At 68.1% G+C, this 21,513-nt stretch carries 20 protein-coding genes; 11 read left to right on the plus strand and 9 right to left on the minus strand.

Annotated features, from left to right (window positions below):
• Window positions 1-62: 62 nt before the first annotated feature.
• The gene (locus BLU38_RS31805; RefSeq protein WP_269458122.1) at window positions 63-359 is read left to right on the plus strand and encodes a chorismate mutase; all 297 of its coding nucleotides are present in this window, start codon (window positions 63-65) and stop codon (window positions 357-359) included.
• A gap of 71 nt (window positions 360-430) precedes the next feature.
• Here BLU38_RS31805 and BLU38_RS19225 read toward each other — a convergent pair whose 3' ends face one another.
• From BLU38_RS19225 to BLU38_RS19235, 3 genes are read right to left on the minus strand one after another with little or no spacing between them, the layout of a single operon-like run.
• A complete protein-coding gene (locus BLU38_RS19225; protein ID WP_091527064.1) occupies window positions 431-1,225 on the minus strand; it encodes an ABC transporter permease in 795 nt (264 codons plus the stop codon).
• A 2-nt stretch (window positions 1,226-1,227) separates the two neighbouring features.
• Entirely contained in the window at window positions 1,228-2,064 is an 837-nt protein-coding gene (locus BLU38_RS19230) for an ABC transporter permease (RefSeq protein WP_157683568.1), read from the minus strand.
• Window positions 2,061-3,074 (minus strand): ABC transporter ATP-binding protein, encoded by a 1,014-nt coding sequence (locus BLU38_RS19235; protein WP_197679781.1) that lies wholly within the window; start codon window positions 3,072-3,074, stop codon window positions 2,061-2,063. Before BLU38_RS19235 ends, BLU38_RS19230 begins: the two co-directional genes overlap by 4 nt.
• A gap of 203 nt (window positions 3,075-3,277) precedes the next feature.
• Between BLU38_RS19235 and BLU38_RS31415 the strand changes: the two genes are divergently transcribed.
• Window positions 3,278-4,327 carry a DUF2207 domain-containing protein gene (locus BLU38_RS31415; RefSeq protein WP_091527067.1) on the plus strand — a complete coding sequence of 350 codons (1,050 nt, stop codon included), beginning with the start codon at window positions 3,278-3,280 and terminating at the stop codon, window positions 4,325-4,327.
• A gap of 22 nt (window positions 4,328-4,349) precedes the next feature.
• Here BLU38_RS31415 and BLU38_RS19245 read toward each other — a convergent pair whose 3' ends face one another.
• On the minus strand, window positions 4,350-6,029 hold the full coding sequence (locus BLU38_RS19245; RefSeq protein ID WP_197679782.1) for an FAD-binding dehydrogenase: 1,680 nt from the start codon (window positions 6,027-6,029) through the stop codon (window positions 4,350-4,352).
• A 150-nt stretch (window positions 6,030-6,179) separates the two neighbouring features.
• On the opposite strand from BLU38_RS19245, the gene guaA reads away from it, so the two are divergent.
• Window positions 6,180-7,790 carry a glutamine-hydrolyzing GMP synthase gene (guaA, locus tag BLU38_RS19250; RefSeq protein ID WP_091527069.1) on the plus strand — a complete coding sequence of 537 codons (1,611 nt, stop codon included), beginning with the start codon at window positions 6,180-6,182 and terminating at the stop codon, window positions 7,788-7,790.
• A gap of 46 nt (window positions 7,791-7,836) precedes the next feature.
• Here guaA and BLU38_RS19255 read toward each other — a convergent pair whose 3' ends face one another.
• From BLU38_RS19255 to BLU38_RS19265, 3 genes are all read right to left on the minus strand, one after another.
• Window positions 7,837-8,355, minus strand: coding sequence for a PspC domain-containing protein (locus BLU38_RS19255; RefSeq protein ID WP_091527070.1), 519 nt, complete (start codon window positions 8,353-8,355; stop codon window positions 7,837-7,839).
• Between the two features lie 79 nt (window positions 8,356-8,434).
• Entirely contained in the window at window positions 8,435-8,638 is a 204-nt protein-coding gene (locus BLU38_RS19260; RefSeq protein WP_091527071.1) for a hypothetical protein, read from the minus strand.
• On the minus strand, window positions 8,638-9,999 hold the full coding sequence (locus tag BLU38_RS19265; protein WP_172836184.1) for a PspC domain-containing protein: 1,362 nt from the start codon (window positions 9,997-9,999) through the stop codon (window positions 8,638-8,640). The genes BLU38_RS19260 and BLU38_RS19265 overlap by 1 nt, the downstream gene beginning before the upstream one ends.
• 182 nt (window positions 10,000-10,181) lie before the next feature.
• Here BLU38_RS19265 and BLU38_RS19270 point away from each other — a divergent pair, with 182 nt between their 5' ends.
• The 6 genes from BLU38_RS19270 (at window position 10,182) to BLU38_RS19295 (ending at window position 14,883) form a co-directional block, all read left to right on the plus strand.
• Complete coding sequence (locus BLU38_RS19270; RefSeq protein ID WP_091527073.1) at window positions 10,182-11,675, plus strand: ATP-binding protein; 1,494 nt, start codon at window positions 10,182-10,184, stop codon at window positions 11,673-11,675.
• Window positions 11,672-12,385: a response regulator gene (locus BLU38_RS19275; protein ID WP_091527074.1), complete on the plus strand. Its 714-nt coding sequence runs from the start codon at window positions 11,672-11,674 to the stop codon at window positions 12,383-12,385. The genes BLU38_RS19270 and BLU38_RS19275 overlap by 4 nt, the downstream gene beginning before the upstream one ends.
• Before the next feature lie 180 nt (window positions 12,386-12,565).
• Window positions 12,566-12,841, plus strand: a complete 276-nt coding sequence (locus BLU38_RS19280) for a GlsB/YeaQ/YmgE family stress response membrane protein (RefSeq protein WP_091527075.1) — start codon at window positions 12,566-12,568, stop codon at window positions 12,839-12,841.
• Window positions 12,842-12,911: 70 nt separating this feature from the next.
• Window positions 12,912-13,256, plus strand: coding sequence for a hypothetical protein (locus BLU38_RS19285; protein ID WP_091527076.1), 345 nt, complete (start codon window positions 12,912-12,914; stop codon window positions 13,254-13,256).
• A 12-nt stretch (window positions 13,257-13,268) separates the two neighbouring features.
• A complete protein-coding gene (locus tag BLU38_RS19290) occupies window positions 13,269-13,715 on the plus strand; it encodes an RrF2 family transcriptional regulator (RefSeq protein WP_091527077.1) in 447 nt (148 codons plus the stop codon).
• Window positions 13,716-13,986: 271 nt separating this feature from the next.
• Entirely contained in the window at window positions 13,987-14,883 is an 897-nt protein-coding gene (locus tag BLU38_RS19295; RefSeq protein ID WP_091527078.1) for a sulfite exporter TauE/SafE family protein, read from the plus strand.
• Window positions 14,884-15,049: 166 nt separating this feature from the next.
• On the opposite strand, the gene BLU38_RS19300 is transcribed toward BLU38_RS19295, so the two are convergent.
• The gene (locus tag BLU38_RS19300) at window positions 15,050-16,288 is read right to left on the minus strand and encodes a phospholipase D-like domain-containing protein (protein WP_091527079.1); all 1,239 of its coding nucleotides are present in this window, start codon (window positions 16,286-16,288) and stop codon (window positions 15,050-15,052) included.
• A 272-nt stretch (window positions 16,289-16,560) separates the two neighbouring features.
• Between BLU38_RS19300 and BLU38_RS31810 the strand changes: the two genes are divergently transcribed.
• Window positions 16,561-19,389, plus strand: coding sequence for a UvrD-helicase domain-containing protein (locus BLU38_RS31810; RefSeq protein WP_407939713.1), 2,829 nt, complete (start codon window positions 16,561-16,563; stop codon window positions 19,387-19,389).
• 84 nt (window positions 19,390-19,473) lie between these two features.
• Here the strand turns inward: BLU38_RS31810 and BLU38_RS32085 are convergent, their stop codons facing one another.
• Window positions 19,474-20,625, minus strand: a complete 1,152-nt coding sequence (locus BLU38_RS32085) for a M23 family metallopeptidase (RefSeq protein ID WP_091527080.1) — start codon at window positions 20,623-20,625, stop codon at window positions 19,474-19,476.
• 355 nt (window positions 20,626-20,980) lie between these two features.
• Between BLU38_RS32085 and BLU38_RS19320 the strand changes: the two genes are divergently transcribed.
• Entirely contained in the window at window positions 20,981-21,406 is a 426-nt protein-coding gene (locus tag BLU38_RS19320; protein ID WP_091527081.1) for a cobalamin B12-binding domain-containing protein, read from the plus strand.
• Window positions 21,407-21,513 lie beyond the last annotated feature (107 nt).

A 21,513-nucleotide genomic window follows, 5' to 3' on the forward strand; every position in this document is an offset into this window, starting at 1 on the left:
GGCGGCGAAGATCGGGTGCCGGCCGATCGGGGCGACACCGGCCGCGGGATAGGCTCGCGTCCGTGACCGACCAAGACCCGTGGCCCGAACTGCGCCGGCTCCGGCAGAGCATCGACAACATGGACTCGGCGTTGGTGCATCTGCTCGCCGAACGGTTCAAGATCACCCAGCGGGTGGGGGAGTTGAAGGCGCAGTACGGTCTGCCGCCCGCCGACCCCGGCCGTGAGACCCAGCAGATCGCTCGGCTCCGGGCGCTGGCCGAGGACGCCCATCTGGATCCGGAGTTCGCCGAGAAGTTCCTCGGCTTCATCGTCGCCGAGGTCGTGCGGCACCACGAGGCCATCGCCCGCGAACCGTAGACCGCCGACCGGCCGGCTCGGAGTACGTCGCCGGTCCCGCCCCGACCCGACGCCCTCCGGATCCGGCGTGTTCAGTGCCCGACGCCCTGGTATCGGTTCAGTCCGCGTCGCCAGACCGCGGCAGCGATCAGCGCCGCCGCGCCGGCCGCGATCAGCGGGGTGAGCGCCCACCAGCCGGCAGCCGGCCCGATGCCGAGCACCAGCCGGCTCGGGAAGTAGCTGATCAGCCCGTACGGCAGCAGGAACGTCACCACCAGCCGGACCGCGGCACCGTAGATGTCCAGCGGAAACTTGGCGAAATCCCGGACCAGGGCGACGAAGGTCGGAAACGCGCTCTGCGCCGACGGCTCCCAGAAGGCGATCATGTTGGTCAGGAAGCTGATCGCGGTGTTCAACACCGTCCCGCAGAGCACTGCCATGATCACCACCGGGATCGACCACCAATGCCAGTCCGGCCCGGATCGGGCCAGCCCGAGGACCAGCACGACGGCACCCAGGCCGGCATTGCCGATGCCGTGGATCGACGCCAACGCGGTCGCCTGTTGCAGGGCCGGCGGCAGCGGTCTGACCAGTACCCGGTCGAAGGAGCCGGTGTTGACATCGGCGCGCAGCTTCCAGGCGCCGTCGGCGAACATCTCCCGGATCCCGTCGGCGGCCATCACCATGCCGTGCAGCACCGCGATCTGCCACAGCGTCCAGCCGCCGAGGGAGGACACGTGGCCGAAGAAGGTGACCAGGAAGACGATCCCGACCAACTGCTGCAGGATCGCGCCGACCGCGGCGATCCAGAAGTCGGCCCGGTATTCCATCGCCGACCGCAGTCGCACCAGTTGCTGCCGGAAGAAGATCGTGATCAGCCGGACCATGATCAACCGCCCTGGATCTCGACGGCCCGGAAGGCCCGCCGCCAGGCCAGGTTGGCCAGCGCCCACAGCACCACCAGCCAGACCAGTTGCAGGCCGATCAGCCCGGCCGCGTCCCAGCCCGAACTCTTGCCCAGATAGAGCTGCAGCGGTGTCGATACGATGCCACGCAGCGGCAACACACCGGCGATCACCTGCAGCCAGGACGGCATCAGGGCCAGCGGCACGATAGTGCCGGACAGGATCTGCATGATCGCCTGCTGGGACCACATCAGGCCCATCCCGTTCAGCGTCCAGAAGGTCAGCAGCGAGACACCGAAGACCACCAGCACCTTGGTGAGGAAGCCGATGATCAACGCGACCGCGAACAGCAGCCCGGCGCCGATCGAGGACGGCGGCCGGATGTCCAGGAAGAGCAGCCCGATCACCAGCGTGAAGATCATGCTGATCGCTCCCTCGACGGCGGTGAAGCCGAGCGCGCGGGCGATCTGGGTGCCGCAATAGTTCAGCGGCCGAACCATGTCGAAGACGACGTCACCGGTGCGGATCGTCGCCATCATCGCGGTCCCGGTCCGCCAGCCGACCAGCGCGTTCAGGCCGTACGCGATCACCACATAGGTGCGCATCTCGTCCCAGCTCAATCCGGCGATCGAACCGCGGCCGGCGTACGCCGCTCGCCACAGGTAGTAGAGGATGATCACCCAGATGAAGGTCAGCCCGACGTTGAAGAACGTGGTGATCCGATAGGCGATCGCCTGCTGCAGCGTGGTCCGGGCCAGCGAAAGATATCTCCAGACCGGCTTGTCGCGGCTGTGCCGGATGGTCGTGTCGACGACGGTCACTGTGCCGGCCCGGCTCGGTCCGGCTGATCGGGCCGGGAGGATGGATCTGGCTGGAAGGTCAGATCGCCCTCGTACAGTCGGCGCACGATCGACTCCGCCGAGGTCCGCTCCAGAGCAAGATCAACAACGGGCAGCGCGACGGCGAGTTCCTTGATCACTTCACCGGAGTTGATCATGCGACTGTCGAAGCTGACGTCGAGACGACTGTCGGACGAGACGATCTCGGTCTCGACGCGGGCCAGTGCGGAGCGGGCCCGCTGCTCGGCGTCAGCGACGTCCTCGGCCAGCGTGACGACCACCGTCTGCTCCCAGCCGAACCGCCGGGTGACCTCGTCGAACCGTCCGTCGTAGACGATCGTGCCCTTGTCGATCATGATCATCCGGGGGCACAGTTCCTCGATGTCGCCGAGATCGTGCGAGGTCAACAACACGGTCAGGCCGCGGCCGGTCTGCATCCGGCCGACGAACTCGCGCAACCGGGCCTTCACCGCAACGTCCAGCCCGATCGTCGGCTCGTCCAGGAACAGCACCCGCGGTGAGTGGATCAGGGCCGCCCCGAGATCGCATCGCATCCGCTGGCCCAACGAGAGTTGCCGGGCCGGCACGCCCAGCAACGGTGCAAGATCGAGGACGTCGACCAGTTCGTCCATGGTACGGCGGTAGTCGGCCGCCGGGACGGTGTAGATGTCGCCCAGCAGCCGCAGCGATTCGATCACCGGAATGTCCCACCAGAGCTGGGTCCGTTGACCGAACACGACACTGATGTTGCGGGCATTGGCCTGCCGATCGACATGCGGGCGGATGCCGCAGACGTCGATCGAACCCGCCGTCGGGACCAGGATCCCGGTCAGCAGTTTGATCGTGGTGGACTTGCCGGCGCCGTTCGGGCCGACGTAGGCGACCGACTCGCCCTCCTCGATGCTGAGATCGACGCCGTCCACCGCGGTGACCGTTTCATGCCGGGGTCGGACCAGATGTCGTACGGCGCCGGCCAGCCTCGGAGCCTTCAACGGCCGCCGGAACCTTTTGACCAACCCCTGCACGCTGACGATCCCCGACATGCAGCACGAGACTAACGGCTGGTGGCACGATCCCGGCGGATTTTTACGGCGGCACAGGTGGTCGGCGGAGCCGTAGCCGTCCGGGGCGTGACCCGCGATCCGTGCGACCATCGACGGACGGACCCGAGGTCTGCGGAGGCGAGTTCGACCCGATGCCAGCACCGAAGCATTCGTTGCCGACCCGAGCCCGACCGGAACCGGCAGCACGGCGGTCGTGGCCGGTGCGGATCCTGCGGTCGACGGGATTGACGGTGGCGACGCTGGCCCTGCTCCTCCTGGTCGTCACGATGATTGTTCTGGTCGTCGGTGTCGTGACCGGCCGCGACCTGTCCGACGACGAGGACGAGTTGGCCGCGTACGCCAAACGGGTCTCGACCTTCGCCTCGACGGTCGACGTCGCGCGCGACGGTACGGTCACGATCACCGAACGGCTGACCTACCACCACGGCGCCGGTGCTCACGGGGGCGCCTACCGGGTGATCCCGGCGGCCGGCGACATCTCCGGCTACGGCCGCGTCGACTTCGGGCTGCACGACGTCGAGGTGCTGGACAGCGACGGTGTCGAACCGGTGTCGGTGCAGCGTGCCGCCCGGGGAACGACGGTGACGATCGGCTCGGACGATCTGCACGGCGATCACACGTTTGTCCTGCGGTACCGCTACCACTCCCTACTGGTCCGCGGTGGCGACGGCCCACGGTTGTACTTCGATGTCGTGGGCAGCGGCTGGAAGATCCCGATCGCCGCCACCCGGATCACGATCAACGGACCGGCCGGTCCGCTGGAACCTCGCTGCTATGCCGGGGAACCGGGCAGCGACAAGATCTGCGACAAGATCACCAGCGGCGGCAGGTCGGCCATGATCACCGACGGCGTGACCCTCCCGGGAGCGGCGGTGACCGTCGATGTCGATCTTGCCGGCCTCAGCCCGGACGTCGCCCTGGCATTCCCGGTCGGTCCGGACCCGCGACCGACGACCTGGTGGGACCGGGTCAGCAACAATGCGGGCGGCTTCGGACTGTTCACCGGGCTCGGGCTGCTCTTCGGCTATCTCGCCGGCCGGTCTGCCTTCGCCCTGGTCGGCCGACCGTGGCCGTTCGGCGGCGGTTCCGGCGGTGGCGGCTTCGGCGGCGGCGCGGGCGGTGGAGGCGCCGGCGGTGGCGGTGGCGCCGGGGGCGGTGGTGGCGGTGGCGGCGGGGGCTGACCTGCCGGTCGACTGCTCCCGATCAGCCGGCGGTGGCCGCTGCTGCGGCCCGGCCGGCGACTCGGCCGGAGTAGAGACAGCCACCCAGGAACGTCCCTTCCAACGACCGGTAGCCGTGCATGCCGCCGCCCCCGAAACCGGCGATCTCACCGGCGGCGTACACCCCCGGTAGTGGTGTGCCGGCCGTGGTCAGGACGCGGCCTTCCAGATCGGTCTCCAACCCACCGAGGGTCTTGCGGGTCAGCACGTGCAGTCGGACCGCGATCAGCGGCCCGCCGGCACCGGCGATGCCCTCACCGGGGCGCCGCGGATCCAGATAGGGGTGTGGTGTCGCGACCCGGATCAACCGGTCGCCGAGATAGCGCCGGGCGGCGACCGTGGCGACCACCTGCGGATCCTTGCCCAGGCCGGACCGGACCTGGAGATCGCGGGCCTCGAGCAGTTCGCGCAGCCCGTCCGGCGAGATCGCGTCGGGGTTGCCGTCCTCGGCTGCCAGCCGGTTCATCGCCGAGGCCAACTCGGCGACGGTGTCGGCCCGGACGAAGTCCACGCCACGGTCGAGGAAGGCCTGCACCTCCGGCGTCGGGCCGGGTTTGACCCGGGTGGAGAGTTGACGCAGGTCCTTGCCGGTCAGGTCGGCGTTCTGTTCCGACCCGGAGAGGGCGAATTCTTTGCCGATCGTCTCGTGGTCCAGCACGAACCAGGAGTAGGAATCGCCCCGCTCGGTGATCTGCCGCAATGCGCCGAGGGAGTCGAAACCGGGGAAGTAGGGTGCCGGCAGCCGCTGCCCGCGAGCGTCCAGCCACAAGGCGGACGGGCCGGCCAGGATCCGGATCCCGTGCTCGGTCCACAGCGGCGAGTGGTTGACGATGCCTTCCGGGTAGTGCCACATCCGGGTCCTGTTGATCAGCCGCCCGCCGGCCCGCTCCGTCACCCCGAGCATCGAACCGTCGACGAAGTCCGGGACGCCGATGATCATCTTCTCCGGTGGCCGGCCCCAGTCGCCGGGCCAGTTGTCCCGGACAAGATCAACATTGCCGCCGATCCCGCCGGCGGCGACGATCACCGCTGCCGCGGAGAAGGAGAAGTCGCCGGTCGGATCGGTGGTACTACGCACACCGCGTGGCGCCTCACTGGGGGTCAGGACCTGACCCTCCACCCGGACGCCGTCCGGTCCGCTGGACAGCCGGGAAACCTTGTGTCTGTTGAGGATCCGTACTCGATCGTCGGACCGGCAGCGGTCGGCGAACGGCTGCACCAGTCCGGGTCCGGTGCCCCAGGTGACGTGGAAGCGCGGGACGGTGTTGCCGTGTCCCGGCGTCTGCGAGCCACCGCGTTCGGCCCACTGCACGACCGGGAACCAGCGCACACCGAGCCCATGCAGCCACGGTCGCAGCTCGCCGGCGGAGAAATGCACGTACGCCTCGGCCCAGCGCTGCGGCCAGTAGTCGGTGGGCGCGTCGAAGCCGGCAGATCCGAGCCAGTCGGCCAACGCCAACTCGGCCGAATCGTGGATCCGCATCCGGCGCTGCTCGGGCGTGTCGACCATGAACAGGCCGCCGAAGGACCAGTGCGCCTGCCCGCCGAGCGATTGCGCCGGCTCACCGTCCAGCAGGATCACCCGCCGTCCCGCCGCGGCCAACTCACTGCTGGCGACCAACCCGGCCAGCCCGGCACCCACCACGACAACGTCGGCGTCCATGACCCTCATTCTCCCCGAAGTTGTCCGAACGTGGTGGGGCTATCGCACAGCGACGTTGCGGCAACTGCGGGGAGAATGGGTGTGCGGGTGGTGCACCGATAGACTCCGGGTAGCCACATCCATCGGACTGCAGAGGGCTACCGGGACACGATGACCGAACAGGTTCAGACCACCAGTACGTCGGCGGCCGCCGGATCAGATCCGGCCGCGGAGCACGATCTGGTGGTGGTGATCGACTACGGTGCGCAGTATGCGCAGTTGATCGCCCGGCGGGTCCGGGAGGCCCGGGTGTTCTCCGAGATCATGCCGCACACCGCGCCGGTGGAGCAGGTGCTGGCCCGCAAGCCGAAGGCGATCATCCTGTCCGGCGGACCGTCCTCGGTCTACGCCGACGGGGCGCCGCAGGTGGATGCCGCGATGTTCGCCGGCGGAGTGCCGGTGTTCGGCATCTGCTACGGCTTCCAGGCGATGGCCAAGGCGCTCGGTGGCGAGGTCGCGCACACCGGCGGCAGCGAGTTCGGTCGGACTGCGCTGCGGGTCGATGATCATGGCCGACTGCTGGCCGGCCTGGCCGACGAACTCAAGGTCTGGATGAGCCACGGCGATTCCGTGGTCGCCGCCCCCGACGGGTTCGCCGCATTGGCCGGGACCGCCGGTGCTCCGATCGCCGCCTTCGAGGATCTGGATCGCGGGCTGGCCGGTGTGCAGTGGCACCCGGAGGTGTTGCACAGCGAGTCCGGCCAGCAGGTGATGGAACACTTCCTGTTCGACGTCGCGGGCTGCACCCCGACCTGGACCGCGGCCAACATCGTCGAGGAGCAGGTCGCCCTGGTCCGTGAGCAGGTCGGCGACAAGCGGGTGATCTGTGCGCTGTCCGGCGGTGTCGACTCCGCGGTCGCCGCCGCCCTGGTGCAGCGGGCGATCGGTGATCAACTCACCTGTGTGTTCGTCGATCACGGCCTGCTGCGCAAGGGCGAGGCCGAGCAGGTCGAACGGGATTTCGTCGCCGTCACCGGTGTCGACCTGAAGGTCGTCGATGCCAGCAAACAGTTCCTGGACGCACTGGCCGGCGTCACCGATCCGGAGCGCAAGCGCAAGATCATCGGCGCCGAGTTCATCAGCTGCTTCGACGCCGCGGCAGCCGAGATCGTGCAGGCCGGGCACGGTGACGTCGAGTTCCTGGTCCAGGGCACCCTCTATCCCGACGTCGTGGAGTCCGGCGGCGGTGAGGGCGCGGCCAACATCAAGAGCCACCACAACGTCGGCGGCCTGCCCGAGGACCTGCAGTTCAAGCTGATCGAGCCGTTGCGCACCCTGTTCAAGGACGAGGTCCGCGCGGTCGGCGAACAGCTCGGGCTGCCGCACGCGATGGTCTGGCGGCACCCGTTCCCCGGCCCGGGGCTGGGCATTCGGATCATCGGCGAGGTCACCGCCGAACGGCTCGACATCCTGCGCGAGGCCGACGCGATCGTCCGCGCGGAGACCACCGCCGCCGGCGTCGACGGTGACATCTGGCAGTTCCCGGTGGTGCTGCTGGCCGATGTCCGTTCGGTCGGCGTCCAAGGCGACGGCCGGACCTACGGCCATCCGATCGTGCTTCGGCCGGTGACCAGCGAGGACGCGATGACCGCCGACTGGGGCCGACTCCCGTACGACCTGCTGGAGCGGTTGAGCTCGGCGGTCACCAATGGCGTCCGCGAGGTCAACCGGGTCGTGCTGGACATCACCAGCAAGCCGCCGGGCACCATTGAATGGGAGTGACCGGCTGAATGGGAGGGACCGGCGGCGCGGGAACGACCGTCGCAGGTCAGTCCTTGGGCGTTTCGTCCTTGGTGGTGTCGCTCGGGGCCGAATCGCTCGGGGCCGAATCGGGAGTGCTGGGCTGACTCGGGTGCTTGGCCCGGGAGAACAGGTCCTCCGGCCGCTGCTTCGGCGGCGGAGTGCTGCCGGCCGACTGCTGCTGCCACGGAGCGCCGGCGGCACCCCACACCGGATCTGCCGGTGAGCTGTTCGGCTGGGACGCCGATCCCGGTTGCCCCGACCAGCTGTAGCGGCTCGGTCCGAACTGATCGGCACCGTACGGACGCTGCTGCGGTCCGATCGAGCTCGGCGGCAACTGCTGGCTCTCCGGCAGCAACGCCATCAGGATGAAGTAGACCAGTGCCACCGGGAAGGCCGCGGTGACGGCCGCCAGCACGATCACCAGGATGCGCACCAGCGTGGCATCCATGTTGAGGTATTCGGCGAGACCACCGCAGACACCCCCGATCCAGCGATCGTTGCGGCTGCGGTGCAGCTTCTTCGGCTGCCGATAGGGGTAACTCATGATCAACTCACTCTCGTACGGGACAAGATCAACTTCGAAACGACCGACGTCGGCAGCACTGACGGTGTGGGCATGACGATCACTGGTCGGAGCGGGAACGGGACGCGGCCAGCCCGATGATCCCGATCACCACCAGGGTCAGCGGGGCGGCGACCTTCAGCGTCGACCACTCGACGCTGCCGCCGAGGGAGAGCCAGAGCGCGGCGAGGGCGAGCGCGGTGGTCAGCAGGCCGAGGATCAGCGACACGGCGTCCGGCCGGCGCTTGACGTCGGGGGCTTTCATCAGCGGACCTCCAGCTGTCCCTGCCGGACCCGCAGGTCCAGCGTGATGGTCGGTTTATCGGCACTGCTGCCCGGTGCCGTCACCGCACCGGTGAGGTTGTTACCGAATCGATCGGCGCGCTCACCCGGGAGATCGACCATGCCCTCGGTCACCCGGTATTCGATTCTGGCGTTGGTGTTGTCGGGTGGCAACACCGTCAGGATGCCTTGGTCGACGGTCGCGGTGTAGCTGTAGTGCCGGTCACCGGTCCCGCGCAGCTTGCTCAGGTCCACCGTCAGCTGGCCGCGACGCTGGTGGTCCGAGGCCCTCATCGTCGCCGCGTCGGCGTAGCTCACCGTGCGAACGCCGAGGTCGGCGCCGGACAGGTTGTTGCTGTAGCGGGCGGCGACGCCGAGTGCGGTCGCCAGCGACAGCAGGACGGCCAGGAAGGCCATCCCCGGCGGCCTGCCGAAGCGGGCTCCGGCCAACAGCGTGACTCCGACCACCAGCAGCGCGGCGGCGAGATAGGTCGCGGTCGGGATGGCGATGCCGAACACCGAGGACGCGACGGCCATCGAGCTGATCGTCAGCCCGAGCACGATCAACGACACCAGCCCGAGCCGGCGAGCCGACCGCTTGCGCTGCAGCCGGCGTTCGGCGGCCAGCTTGATCGCACTCTCGTCCGGAGCCGGCTCGGTGTACAACCCGACCGGATCCGGGTGGGCCAGGAAGGCCTCGTGTCGCGGGTCGGGCGGCGGGGCGACCGGGCCGGCGGGTGTCGACGAGGTCGGGGAATAGGCGTACTGCGGTCCGGGGGCCCGGCGGCTGCGTTCGTGCTCGGCCCAGGCTCGGGCGTCCTGCTCGCGGATCTGGGTCTGCTGGAACTCCATGATCCGCTGCTGCCAGGCCTTGGCCGCCTCGGTGAACGGCGTCGGTTCGCCGGAGAATTCGGCGAACCGCATCGGTTCGGGTCGGTCGATCGGCGCCGGCTGCTCGGAGCGCTGCGGCCGGTTGCGGTAGTAGCCGAAATACCAGACGGCAGCCATCACCACGGCTGCGGCGAAGCCGAACGGTGCGACCGAGGACAGGGCTGCGACACCGATCAGACAGGCCACCACCACGATGCCGATCCGCAGCTCGCGGGCCCAACCCCGGGTCTGCGGGATGGCATCGTCCAGCACCGAGGTCTCGCGATCCTCGGCCGGGATCATCAACCAGCCGGACAGGTACAGCACGACACCGATACCGCCACTCAGAGCGAGGATGCCGAACGCGATCCGGACCAGCACCGGATCGACGTTCCAGACCCGGGCGATGCCGCCGGCCAGGCCACTGAGCTTGCGGTCGCTGACGCTGCGGCGGACCGTCCAGATCGAACTCATGGCACCATCCTCGTCGCCCACCCGCCAGCACACCATCAGGGACGACCCCCACCCAACGCTGGAACCGCGGTGAAACCGCCCGGTTCGGCTGCTCGGGAGGCCTCCGGATCGGCCGTTCAGGGGAGATCTGCGGGTTAGCCCTACTGCCACCGCGCCCGGAACGTGCAACCCTTGATACCAACATGACATCTCTGGGCGCCCACCGAACACCCGACACCGTACGGTCCGGGTCGGATCCGTTGCGCCCCGCCGACGCCACCGACAGTGCGACCGGCAGCTCGGCCGACGGTCCGGACAAACCGGAAACGCCGGCCGCCCCGGAGGCCGACAGCCCGACGACCGCCGACCGAGCGGGCGCGGACGAGGCGAACAGCGCCGGCCCGACGGTCCGGGACAAGGTGCTGCAGACCGCCAGCCGGAAACAGGCCGAGCAGGAGGCCAAGGAACAGCGGCCGCGGGCCACCCGGGTCTCGGAGGGTGCGCTGCTGGGCGGTGTCTGTACCGGACTGGCCCGGCATCTCGGCTGGCCGGTGATGGTGCTCCGGGTGGGGTTCGTCGCCCTTGCGCTGACCCAGTTCGTCGGTGTCATCGCCTACGGCGCGCTGTGGCTGCTGATGCCGCCGGAGACAGCGGCCAAGGCGCCGGGGCTGGAGGCCGCCAGCCGGCAGGGCATGCGGGTGCAGATCAGCAAGCGGCGGCGTGCCGACTGGGGCGCCCTGCTCGCGTTGATCGTGCTCGGCGCCGGCCTGATCTGGATCGTGCAGATCTCCGGTCTGGGCATCAAACAACAGGTGTTCTGGCCGGTCGCATTCGCCTGCGCCGGCGCCGCACTGGTCTGGCGGCAGGCGGACACGGCCCGGCAGCGGGAGTGGAAGACCGAGGCCGGCGGCCGGGTCTGGCTCGCCCCGCTGATCGCCCGCGGCGGCTGGCCGGCGGTGATCCGGGTGGTGATCGGCCTGACCCTGGTCGGCGCCGCCTTCGGCATCGTGGTCGCCCAGCAGAACCAGTTGCAGCAACTTCCCGAAGTGCTGGCGATGACCGTGTTGGCGCTGGCCGGGTTGGCGATCGTCGCCGCACCGTGGCTGCACCGTTCCCGGACCGCGCTGAACGAGGCCCGCGCTGCCAAGGTGCGGGCCGACGCCCGGGCCGACATGGCCGCCCACCTGCACGACTCGGTGCTGCAGACGCTGGCGCTGATCCAGCGACAGTCCGACGATCCCAAGGAAGTGCAGCGGCTGGCCCGCCGCCAGGAACGTGAACTGCGGACCTGGCTCTACGGCGAGGAGGTCACCGACACCACGCTGAAGGCGGCATTGGCCACCGCGGCGGCCGAGGTCGAGGACGAACGCGGCATCCCGGTCGAATTGATCACCGTCGGCGACTGCGAGCTGACCGAACCGATGCAGGCGATGATCCGGGCCGCCCGGGAGGCAATCGTGAACGCCGCCAAACACTCCGGCGCGGACAAGATCGACGTGTTCGCCGAGGCGACCGAGGACCTGGTGGAGATCTTCGTCCGGGACCGCGGCAGCGGTTTCGACGCCGAGACCATCGACGAGGACCGGATGGGGGTCCGCGGCAGCATCATCGGCCGGATGACCCGCCACGGGGGAACGGCCAGGATCCGTAGTGCTCCTGGCGAAGGAACCGAAGTACGACTGGAGATGCAGCGATGAGTGATCAGCAACAGCCGGACGGTCTCGGGACGCCCAGTGCGGAGCCGGGGCCCGAACCGGTTCCGCCGCAGGGCCCGCGGACCGTGGTGATCGTCGACGATCACGCGATGTTCCGCAGCGGTGTCCGGGCCGAGATCGGCACCCGGTGCCGGGTGCTGGGGGAGGCCGAGGACGTCGACACCGCGGTCCGGGTGATCTCCGAGACCAAGCCGGAGGTGGTGTTGCTGGACGTTCATCTGCCGGGCGGCGGCGGCACCGAGGTGTTGCGCCGGGTGCATGAGCAGGACCCGGATCAGAAGTTCCTCGCGCTGTCGGTGTCCGACGCCGCCGAGGACGTGATCGGGGTGATCCGCGGCGGTGCCCGCGGTTATGTCACCAAGTCGATCAGCGGTTCGGAACTGATCGACGCCATTCGGCGGGTCGCCGAAGGTGACGCCGTCTTTTCGCCGCGGTTGGCCGGCTTCGTCCTCGATGCATTTTCCGGCGCGATCGACATCGCCAGCGTCGACGAGGACCTGGACCGGCTGTCGCCCAGAGAGCGGGAGGTGATGCGCCTGATTGCGCGTGGGTACGCCTACAAGGAAGTCGCCAAGGAACTGTTCATCTCGATCAAAACCGTCGAGACCCACGTGAGCAGCGTCTTACGTAAGTTGCAGCTTTCGAATCGGCATCAATTGACCCGTTGGGCCACCGATCGGCGATTGGTCTGACCTGACGGCGATTACAGTTCAATTGTGGGAACCACAGCTGACAAGGGGCGTCTGTCCCGCAAGCGTTCGGCAGTTCTGCAAGAGTTCGGCAGTTCCGTAAGAGTGAGGAAGTTTCGCAAGTAGGTTCAACCGCGACGGCTATTCCGCCGCCGCGTGTCGTCCGTACGAAAGGAACGAGGCATGGGCGCGATTATCGGCACCATCATCTTCGGGGCGGTCATCGGAGTGCTGGCACGAATCGTCTTACCCGGAAAGCAGGCGTACGGCTGGATCGTGACAGTCGTTCTCGGCATCGGCGGCGCACTGATCGGCTATTGGCTCTCCAGCGTGCTCGGCGTCCGGGATACTCCCGGTATCGACTGGATTCGTTGGATCATCAGCGTTGCGGCGGCAGCCGTTCTGAGTTTCGCATTCACCGCGATCACCAAGCGCGGCAAGGCGACGGATCGCGCCTGACCGACCCACCAACCTGCTGTCGACGGCCGCATCGGATGACTCCGATGCGGCCGTCGCTACGATGAGCGCCATGGAGGTCGCCCAACACATCGTCCTGCTGCTCCATCTGATCGGATTCGCTTCCCTGTTCGGCGGCTTCCTGGTGCAGATGAAGCAGGTCGAGCCGGAGGTCAATGCGGCAATGCTGCACGGCTCGTACACGATGCTGGTGACGGGCGTCGCACTGGTGGTGTTCGCCGAGGTCGGACCGGACCCGGTCAACCACGTCAAGATCGGCATCAAACTGGTGCTGGCGTTGATCATCACGGTGCTGGTGGTGCTGAACCGGCGATTCACCACGATTCCGCGGGGGTTGTGGGGGCTTCTGGGGCTGCTGACCGTCACCAACGCCGCACTCGCGGTGCTCTGGCAGTAACCTACTTCCCTGATGAGACTTTCAGCGCGCGTGGACTACGCCCTCCGGGCCGCCGCCGAGCTGGCAGCGGCCGGTGGTCCCCGGACGTTGGACCAGCTCGCCGCCGCCCAGGAGATCCCGGCCAAGTATCTGGAGAGCATCCTCGGCGAGATGCGTCGCGGGGGGATCCTGCGCAGCCAGCGTGGACCGGATGGAGGCTACCGACTCAGCCGACCGGCCGAGGAGATCAGCATCGCCGACATCATCCGGGTGCTCGACGGCGAACTGGCCAACGTCCGCGGCAGCCGGCCGGAGCATCTGGAGTACACCGGTGCGGCAGTTCCGCTGCAGCAGGTCTGGATCGCCCTGCGCGCCAGCGAACGCTCGATCCTGGAGCAGGTCACGCTGGCCAATATCGCCGCCGGCAGCATGCCGACCGCGGTCGCCCGGCTGATCGAGTCGCCCGCCGCCTGGTCCTGAGTGCCCGGATCGGAAGGCCCGATCTGATGGCCCGATCTGAGTAACCCGACCGGGGCGCCCTGAACCTGACTGTCCGCGGCTGAGCGGGCTACGACACGGCGCCCTTCTCACGATGTGACCACACCGGTCCGGTCTCCGCTATAGTCTCCCGTAAATCCTACGGAGTCGGTAGGAATACCTCGTACGGCAGGAATACTTCCCAAGCGGAACATCCGCTGCCGTACGGGCCGCACCGGACAGACACGAAACACAGAAGGATCGGGGCCAGCTCATGCGCAAACTCATCGTCGTCGCGATTGTCGGGTTGCTCGCACAGCTCGTCGACGGCGCGCTCGGGATGGGGTACGGCGTCACGTCCAGCACGCTGCTGGTCGCGATCGCCTCACTCACCCCCGCAGCGGCGTCGGCATCGGTGCACCTGTCGGAGATGGGCACCAACATCGCCTCGGGGATCTCGCACTGGAGGCTGAAGAACGTCGACTGGCGGGTGGTCGCCAGGATCGCGATCCCAGGTGCGATCGGCTCGTTCCTCGGCGCCACGGTGCTGTCCAAGCTGTCCACCGAGGCCGCCGAGCCGGTGATGTGCGGCATCCTGCTGGCGCTCGGCATCTACATCTTCATCCGATTCCTGATCGGCATCAAGCCGCGGCTGAAGGGCAATCCCGGCCTGAAGCTGTTGGCGCCGCTCGGTCTGTTCGCCGGATTCGTCGACGCCACTGGTGGCGGTGGCTGGGGTCCGGTCGCCACCCCGACGCTGCTGACCGACGGGCGGATGGCGCCGCGCAAGGTGATCGGCTCGATCGACACCGCCGAGTTCGTGGTGAGTGCGGCGGCCAGCCTCGGCTTCATCCTGGCGCTGGGCTCCCAGGGCATCCACTGGGGTCTGGCCGTGGCGCTGTTGATCGGCGGCGTGATCGCGGCACCGATCGCGGCCTACCTGGTCCGGATCGCACCGGCCCACCTGCTCGGCATCGCGGTCGCCGGCATCATCCTGCTGACCAATTCCCGGACCCTGCTGAAGGCCGTCGACGTCCCGGCCGGCCCGCGCTGGGCGGTCTACATCGCGCTGTTCCTGATCACCCTGGCCGGCCTGGCCTTCGTGATCATCCGCCGCCGCCGCGAAGGTGCAACCGAGGCCGCCACCGAGCAAGAGTCCGTCTCCGCCTGAGCCGAACCTCGATAGATCAAGGTTGCGCACGTTTCCCGCGCCGAAATAGGTGCATAACCTCGTCGGATCCTGGGCGCGCGGGGTCCCAGGTGGCGTCCCCTGCTGCAGACGCGACCGGCCACCCGTACGCGACCGACTCGGGCGTCCAAGGGGGTCGTCCCCCTTGCTACAACAAGGTGCGGAACGGGGTCAGCACGCTCTCGGAGAATTTCACCATCGCCGGCCGGCTGTGCCACTCGTCGAGGGTCAGCTCGCGACTGTTCGAGCTGTCCATCGCGAAGATCTCCTCCAGCTGGGCGGCAACCGGTGCGGAGAACACCTCGATGTTGATCTCGTAGTTGCCCTGCAGGGACAGCCGATCGATGTTGGCGGTGCCGATCGTCGACCATTGACCGTCGATGCAGGCGGTCTTGGCGTGCACCATGGCGCCCTGGTAGAGGAAGAGCCGTACGCCGCCGCGCAGCAGTTGACTGTAGAAGCCGCGGGACAACCAGTCGGCGACGATGTGGTTGGACTCGGCGGGGACGATGATCCGGACGTCGACACCGCGTTCGGCGGCCTGCAGCAGGGCGCGCACCATGTCGTCGTCGGGGATCAGATAGGCGTGGGTCAGGTAGATGTGATGGCTGGCCCGATCGATCGCTTCCAGATACATGCCGCGGATCGGGAAGACGAGGTTCTTCGGCACGTTGCGGTAGAGCCGGATGTTCGGCTGCCAGACCAGGCCGCCGGTGTCGGGCAGCTGCGGCAGCCGACGCCGGGGGAACAGGTTCCAGTAGTCGATGAACGCGTTCTGCATGTCCCAGACGATGTCGCCGGTCAGTCGGGCGTGCGTGTCGCGCCAGTTGGTCGCGTAGGTGCTGCCGATGTTGTAGCCGCCGACGAAGGCGACGTCGTCGTCGACCACCAGCAGCTTGCGATGGTCCCGGCCGGCCTGCCGGGCGACGCTCAGGCCCATGCTGAACAGCCGATGCGGTTTGATCTTGAGATTGGGATGCTTGGGGAAGTGGAAGAAGGTCCGGGGCACCACCAGGTTGGCGAATTCGTCGTAGACGATGTAGACCCGGACGCCGCGTTCGGCGGCATCCAGCAGGGCCTGTTTGAACTCCAGCCCGACCGGGTCGGCCTTCCAGATGAAGGTCTCGAAGAAGATCTGCCGGGTGGCTTGCCGGATCGCGCCGAGCATGTCGGCGAACAGGTCCTCGCCGTAGGTGTAGACGGTGACCTCGGAGCCGCCGGCGGTCACCGAACGTGGTGGCACGCGGGGGAAGACCGCCGGTCGCCGAACCTTCTTGCGCCGATAGTCGACGACGGCCAGCGCCGCGAGAGTGACGCCCTGGACCGCGGCCACCGCGAGGACCGTCCGTCGGACGATCTTTCGCACCGGTACCCTCCGCAGCCACATGCTGCTCAGCCTAGTGGCGTTGCTCAACTTCGAGCCGCTGCGGGTGAACGCGGAACGTCGCTGCGGCGCGGCCCCGGGGCGGCCACCCGTACCCGGGGAGGGTCGGCGCTCACCAGTAGGCTTGTCAGGTCATGACGAGCACAGATCCTTCCGAGACATCGGCCGCCCCCGACGCCTCGGACCAGGTGGACGGGGCCGGCGCGCTGTTCCCCGATCCTCCGGCCGCGAAGCGGTCGCCAGGAGGGAAGCGGAAGAAGGGCCGCAAGAAGGATCTGCTGGCCGGGCTCAATCCTCAGCAGCGACAGGCGGTCACCCACGAGGGTGGCCCGGTGCTGGTGGTGGCTGGCGCCGGATCGGGTAAGACCCGGGTGCTGACCCGGCGGATCGCCTACCTGGTCAGCGAACGCAACGTGCACCCCGGCTCGATCCTGGCGATCACCTTCACCAACAAGGCTGCCGCCGAGATGCGCGACCGGGTCACCGAGCTGGTCGGCAACCGGGCGAAGCTGATGTGGGTCTCCACCTTCCACTCCGCGTGTGTCAGGATCCTGCGCGCCGAGGTCGGCCGGTTCGGTCTGTCCCGCACCTTTTCGATCTACGACGACACCGACGCCAAGCGGTTGATGACCCTGGTCTGTCGGGATCTTTCCCTTGACCAGAAGCGATTCCCGCCGCGGGCGGTGCTCAACTGGGTGTCCAACTGCAAGAACGAACTGGTCGACACCGAGTCGGCCGGATCGAAGGTGAGCACCGAGATCGAGCAGGGTTATCTCGAGGCCTACAAGGAATATCAGTCCCGGCTGACCGCGGCCAACGCGTTGGACTTCGACGATCTGATCATGACCTCGGTGCACCTGATGCAGGCCTTCCCCGAGGTCCGCGAACAGTATCGCCGTCGCTTCCGGCATGTCCTGGTCGACGAGTACCAGGACACCAACATCGCCCAGTACGCGTTGATCCAGCAGCTTTGCGGCGAGGTCGACGACGGCCCCGCGGCGGTCGAGGACGGGCCCCAGGCGTCGCCGTCGGAGCTGATGGTGGTGGGTGACTCCGACCAGTCGATCTATGCCTTCCGGGGTGCAACGATCCGCAACATCCTGGACTTCGAAACCGACTTCCCGGGCGCGGAAACGATCTTGTTGGAGCAGAACTACCGCTCCACCCAGAACATCCTCGATGCCGCCAACGCGGTGATCACCAACAACGAGGGGCGCAAGGACAAGCGGCTCTGGTCCGATGCCGGCACCGGGGAACAATTGGTCGGCTACGTCGCTGACTCCGAACACGACGAGGCCCAGTTCGTCGCCGGCGAGATCGATGCGCTGGTCGACGCCGGGTCGGTCAAGTACGGCGATGTCGCGGTGTTCTATCGGACCAACGCCCAGTCCCGAGCCTTCGAAGAGGTGTTCATCCGGGTCGGGCTGCCGTACAAGGTGGTCGGCGGCGTCCGGTTCTACGAACGCCGCGAGATCCGGGACGCCATCGGCTACCTCCGTGCGATCGCCAACCGCACTGACGACGTGTCGCTGCGGCGGATCCTGAATGTGCCCAAGCGGGGGATCGGTGACCGTGCTGAGGCGGCGGTCGAGGCCTACGCCGCCGAGCATCGGATCAGCTTCGCCGACGCGTTGCGCAAGGCCGACGAGATCGAGGGTCTGGCCACCCGGTCGGCCAAGCAGATCGCCGGCTTCACTGCGTTCATGGACAAGTGCGAGGGACTGGTCGCCGACGGTGCACCGGCCGACGAGGTGCTGACCACCGTGCTGCAGGACTCGGGCTATCTGACCGAGTTGCACGAGTCCAGTGATCCGCAGGACGAGACCCGCCTGGAGAACCTGGTCGAGCTGGTCGCGGTCGCCCGCGAGTTCGTCGCCGCCGGCGGCGCCACCACGATCGGCAGCGACGGCTCCGGCGGTGGGCTGTCCTCGCTCAGTACCGAGCCGATCCTGACCGCCGACCCGCAACCGGTGACAGAGCCCGAGCAGGACGGGGCAGATGCATCGAAGAAGAGCGCCGGGTCCGGGAAGAAGAGCGCAGGATCCCGGAAGAAGGGCGCTGAGCTTGTCGAAGGGTCGCGAGTCGATCCGGCACCTCCCGACAGCCTCTTCGCCGAAGGCTTGTTCGAGTTGGATGAGGTCGTCTCTGCTGATCCAGAAGGCAGTGCTGATCCAGAAGGCAGTGCCGATCGAGAAGGCAGTGCCGATCGAGAAGGCAATGCTGATCAACGGGTCAGCGATGATCAACTGCCCAGTCCTTCGACAAGCTCAGGGCCCATGGCTGCTGAGGACTCGGGTGCCCTGGCGGCAACGAGTTCCGGATCGGCGACGACCACCGTGACCTACACCATTCCGGACCAGATCGAGATCGGCCCGGACGCCGACGAACTGGTCGGCGCCGAGTTCGAGCTGGGTGCGGGCGCACCGGAGCCGGACGTGACCCTGGGTGCGTTCCTGGAGCGGGTGGCGCTGGTCGCCGATGCCGACCAGATCCCCGACGGTCCGGCGGAGGAGAGTTCCGGGATGGTCACCATGATGACCCTGCACACCGCCAAGGGTCTGGAGTTCGACACCGTCTTCCTCGGCGGACTGGAGGACGGCATCTTTCCGCACCAGCGGGCGCTGGGGGAGCGTAAGGAGCTGGAGGAGGAACGTCGGCTGGCCTACGTCGGTCTGACCCGGGCCCGCAAGCGGCTCTATCTGAGCCGGGCGATCGTCCGTTCGGCCTGGGGAGCACCGCAGCACAATCCACCCAGCCGGTTCCTCGCCGAGATCCCGGTCGACCTCATCGACTGGCGCCGCACCGAAGGTGCGATGACCAGTTGGCGGTCGACCTCGGCGACCTATGACCGGTCCGAGCGAGAGCGCAAGAAGGAGGAGGCGACCGCTCGCTGGCGCAACACCGTCGGCTTCGGCAGCAGCCTGCCCCAGCGCAAGGAGGTGCCGACGCTGAAGGCGGGTGACCGGGTACTGCACTCGGTGTTCGGGATGGGCAGTGTGGTGGCGGTCTCCGGCGACGGCGACGCCGCCAAGGCCGACGTCGACTTCGGATCGGCGGGCACCAAGCGGCTGTCGCTGCGGCACGCGCCGATCGAAAAGCTCTGAGCCGACGGCCGGCAGAACGAATTCAGCCGCACCGAACGGATTCGATGCGGCTGAACCGAGGTCACGCGTACGGGACCGGCGAGGTCAAGAGACCTTCACGCCGTGCGGGCTGAAGTAGTTCGAGATCGGGTCCTTGGCGCTGTACACGTCGCCCGGGGTGATGCCCTTGGGGTAGAACTCGACGTGGGTGTGCGGACCGAAGGCGCGGCCGGTCATCCCGACGTGTCCGATCACCTGGCCGGCCGAGACATGCTGGCCGTTGCTGACCGAAACCGAGGACATGTGGGCCATCAGCATCTGGTCGCCGTTGGCGAACTTGACCACTACGTAGTTGCCGGCCCAACCACTCGCCGAGCCCATGCCGGCGTTGGTGATGGTGCCGTCGCCCGGTGCGTGGATCGGGGTCCCGATCGGCGCGGAGAAGTCGACGCCGGTGTGGTAGCGCGACCAGGATCCGTACTGGCCGAAGGTCGCGGCGATGCTGTACGCGCCCTTGGCGACCGGTGTGGTGGCGCTGCCGCTGCTGGAGGTGCTTGCTGCGCTGGTGTCGCTGTCGTCACTGGCCGCGGAGTCGGTCGAGGACGAGGTATCGGTCGATGCGCTGCCTGTCGAGTCATCGGTGCTGGCGGCGCCGCCGGTGGTGCCGGTCGCGGCACCCTGGCCACCGGATTGGGACTGAGCGGCTCGGGCAGCGGCGGCGGCCTTCTCGGCCTCCTCCATCTTGCGGTCGCGCTCTTCCTTGCTCAGCTTGCCGGACAGTTCCTGGGCTTTCAGGGCGTCGGCCTGCAGCTCCTTGGCGCGCTCCTGGGCGGCCTTGGTCGCCGCGTCGTCGCCGGCGCTGGTGTCGGTGACCTTGGCGTTCTTCTGGGCGTCGCGGCGGGCCGTCATGTCGACCGTGCCGTCCATCGGCTCGCCGGTGCCGTGATGCACCTGCTGTTCCTCCGAGCCGAGATCCTGGCGCTGGGTGGAGCGGCTGGTGGTGTCGCTGTCCCGGGACCCGATCGCGTTGCCCGCGATCGCCTTGCTGGCCACCGATACGCCCGGCGCAGAACCGCCCGACTCATTGGCGGATCCGGTGACGGCAACCGCGCCGGCGCCGGCCAGCCCCAGCCCGGCGATCGCCATGGCGGCGATCCCGTGCCGGAGCCAGCCACGCTTGTCCTTGCTGACCTCGCGGGCAGCACGGCGGGCACGCTTGGACTGGGTGGTCCCGAAGGCCTTGGCGCTGGTCTTCACGCTTTTCAGCGGACCGAAGCGCTGAGGCAGTTGCGATGGCACGCGGGACGTTCTCCTTGCTCGACGACAGATCCCAATCGCACCTCGACGAGGTGCCCAGGCCGACCTTGTCGCCGACCATCGACTGGATGCCGGACACTCTCGATCGACCCCCGAGTGGTCGGCACTTCACGACCATAACGGATGAATAACGGCAGAACAAACCTCGGGTCGCCATCTGTGGACGATCCGGCGGCTTGCCGGCATCTCCTTGCGCACTCGTCAGCGCAGCCTGCGCCGACCTTGAGGGAATAGCCCCGATTCTAGGTCGTTTCGCGACCCTGCGGAGTGAATCGGCCGGGAGTAATGTCGCGGCATGGATACTGCGTCGAGCGCCGGTCGGCAGTTGCGGATCGTGGTCGCCAAGCCAGGTCTGGACGGCCATGACCGGGGCGCCAAGGTGATTGCCCGGGCGCTCCGCGACGCCGGCATGGAAGTCATCTACACCGGCCTGCATCAGACTCCGGAACAGATCGTCAGTACGGCCGTCGCCGAGGACGCCGACGGGATCGGCTTGTCGGTGCTGTCCGGGGCACACATGACGTTGTTCGCCCGGGTCGCCGAACTGCTGGCCGAGAACGACGCCGCCGACATCGTGGTGTTCGGTGGCGGCATCATCCCCGAGGAGGACCGGGCGGCGCTGGCCGAGCTCGGCATCACCGGCATCTTCACCCCTGGCGCATCGATGGCCGAGGTGGTCGACTGGGTCCGGGCCAACATCACCCCGTCCGCCGTCGTGTGACGCCCCACCCCCTCCCGTCCCGCGCACCTTTGCCGTACCCGCGCGGGCTCGAACCTGCGCGGAGACACAAAAGGCGCGCGGGAACGCGGGTGGGCGGTCGGGGTCGG

Source organism: Microlunatus soli, from assembly GCF_900105385.1.
In the GTDB taxonomy this organism is placed as follows: domain Bacteria; phylum Actinomycetota; class Actinomycetes; order Propionibacteriales; family Propionibacteriaceae; genus Microlunatus; species Microlunatus soli.

Excerpts from the sequence above, each read along its gene's own strand:
- BLU38_RS19270 (WP_091527073.1), top strand. The coding sequence starts at position 10,182 with ATGACATCTCTGGGCGCCCACCGAACACCCGACACCGTACGGTCCGGG.
- BLU38_RS19280 (WP_091527075.1), top strand. The coding sequence starts at position 12,566 with ATGGGCGCGATTATCGGCACCATCATCTTCGGGGCGGTCATCGGAGTG.
- BLU38_RS31415 (WP_091527067.1), top strand. The coding sequence starts at position 3,278 with ATGCCAGCACCGAAGCATTCGTTGCCGACCCGAGCCCGACCGGAACCG.
- BLU38_RS19285 (WP_091527076.1), top strand. The coding sequence starts at position 12,912 with ATGGAGGTCGCCCAACACATCGTCCTGCTGCTCCATCTGATCGGATTC.
- BLU38_RS19245 (WP_197679782.1), bottom strand. The coding sequence starts at position 6,029 with ATGGACGCCGACGTTGTCGTGGTGGGTGCCGGGCTGGCCGGGTTGGTC.
- BLU38_RS19260 (WP_091527071.1), bottom strand. The coding sequence starts at position 8,638 with ATGAAAGCCCCCGACGTCAAGCGCCGGCCGGACGCCGTGTCGCTGATC.
- BLU38_RS19225 (WP_091527064.1), bottom strand. The coding sequence starts at position 1,225 with ATGGTCCGGCTGATCACGATCTTCTTCCGGCAGCAACTGGTGCGACTG.
- guaA (WP_091527069.1), top strand. The coding sequence starts at position 6,180 with ATGACCGAACAGGTTCAGACCACCAGTACGTCGGCGGCCGCCGGATCA.
- BLU38_RS19300 (WP_091527079.1), bottom strand. The coding sequence starts at position 16,288 with ATGTGGCTGCGGAGGGTACCGGTGCGAAAGATCGTCCGACGGACGGTC.
- BLU38_RS19290 (WP_091527077.1), top strand. The coding sequence starts at position 13,269 with ATGAGACTTTCAGCGCGCGTGGACTACGCCCTCCGGGCCGCCGCCGAG.
- BLU38_RS19255 (WP_091527070.1), bottom strand. The coding sequence starts at position 8,355 with ATGAGTTACCCCTATCGGCAGCCGAAGAAGCTGCACCGCAGCCGCAAC.
- BLU38_RS19295 (WP_091527078.1), top strand. The coding sequence starts at position 13,987 with ATGCGCAAACTCATCGTCGTCGCGATTGTCGGGTTGCTCGCACAGCTC.
- BLU38_RS19320 (WP_091527081.1), top strand. The coding sequence starts at position 20,981 with ATGGATACTGCGTCGAGCGCCGGTCGGCAGTTGCGGATCGTGGTCGCC.
- BLU38_RS19265 (WP_172836184.1), bottom strand. The coding sequence starts at position 9,999 with ATGAGTTCGATCTGGACGGTCCGCCGCAGCGTCAGCGACCGCAAGCTC.
- BLU38_RS19275 (WP_091527074.1), top strand. The coding sequence starts at position 11,672 with ATGAGTGATCAGCAACAGCCGGACGGTCTCGGGACGCCCAGTGCGGAG.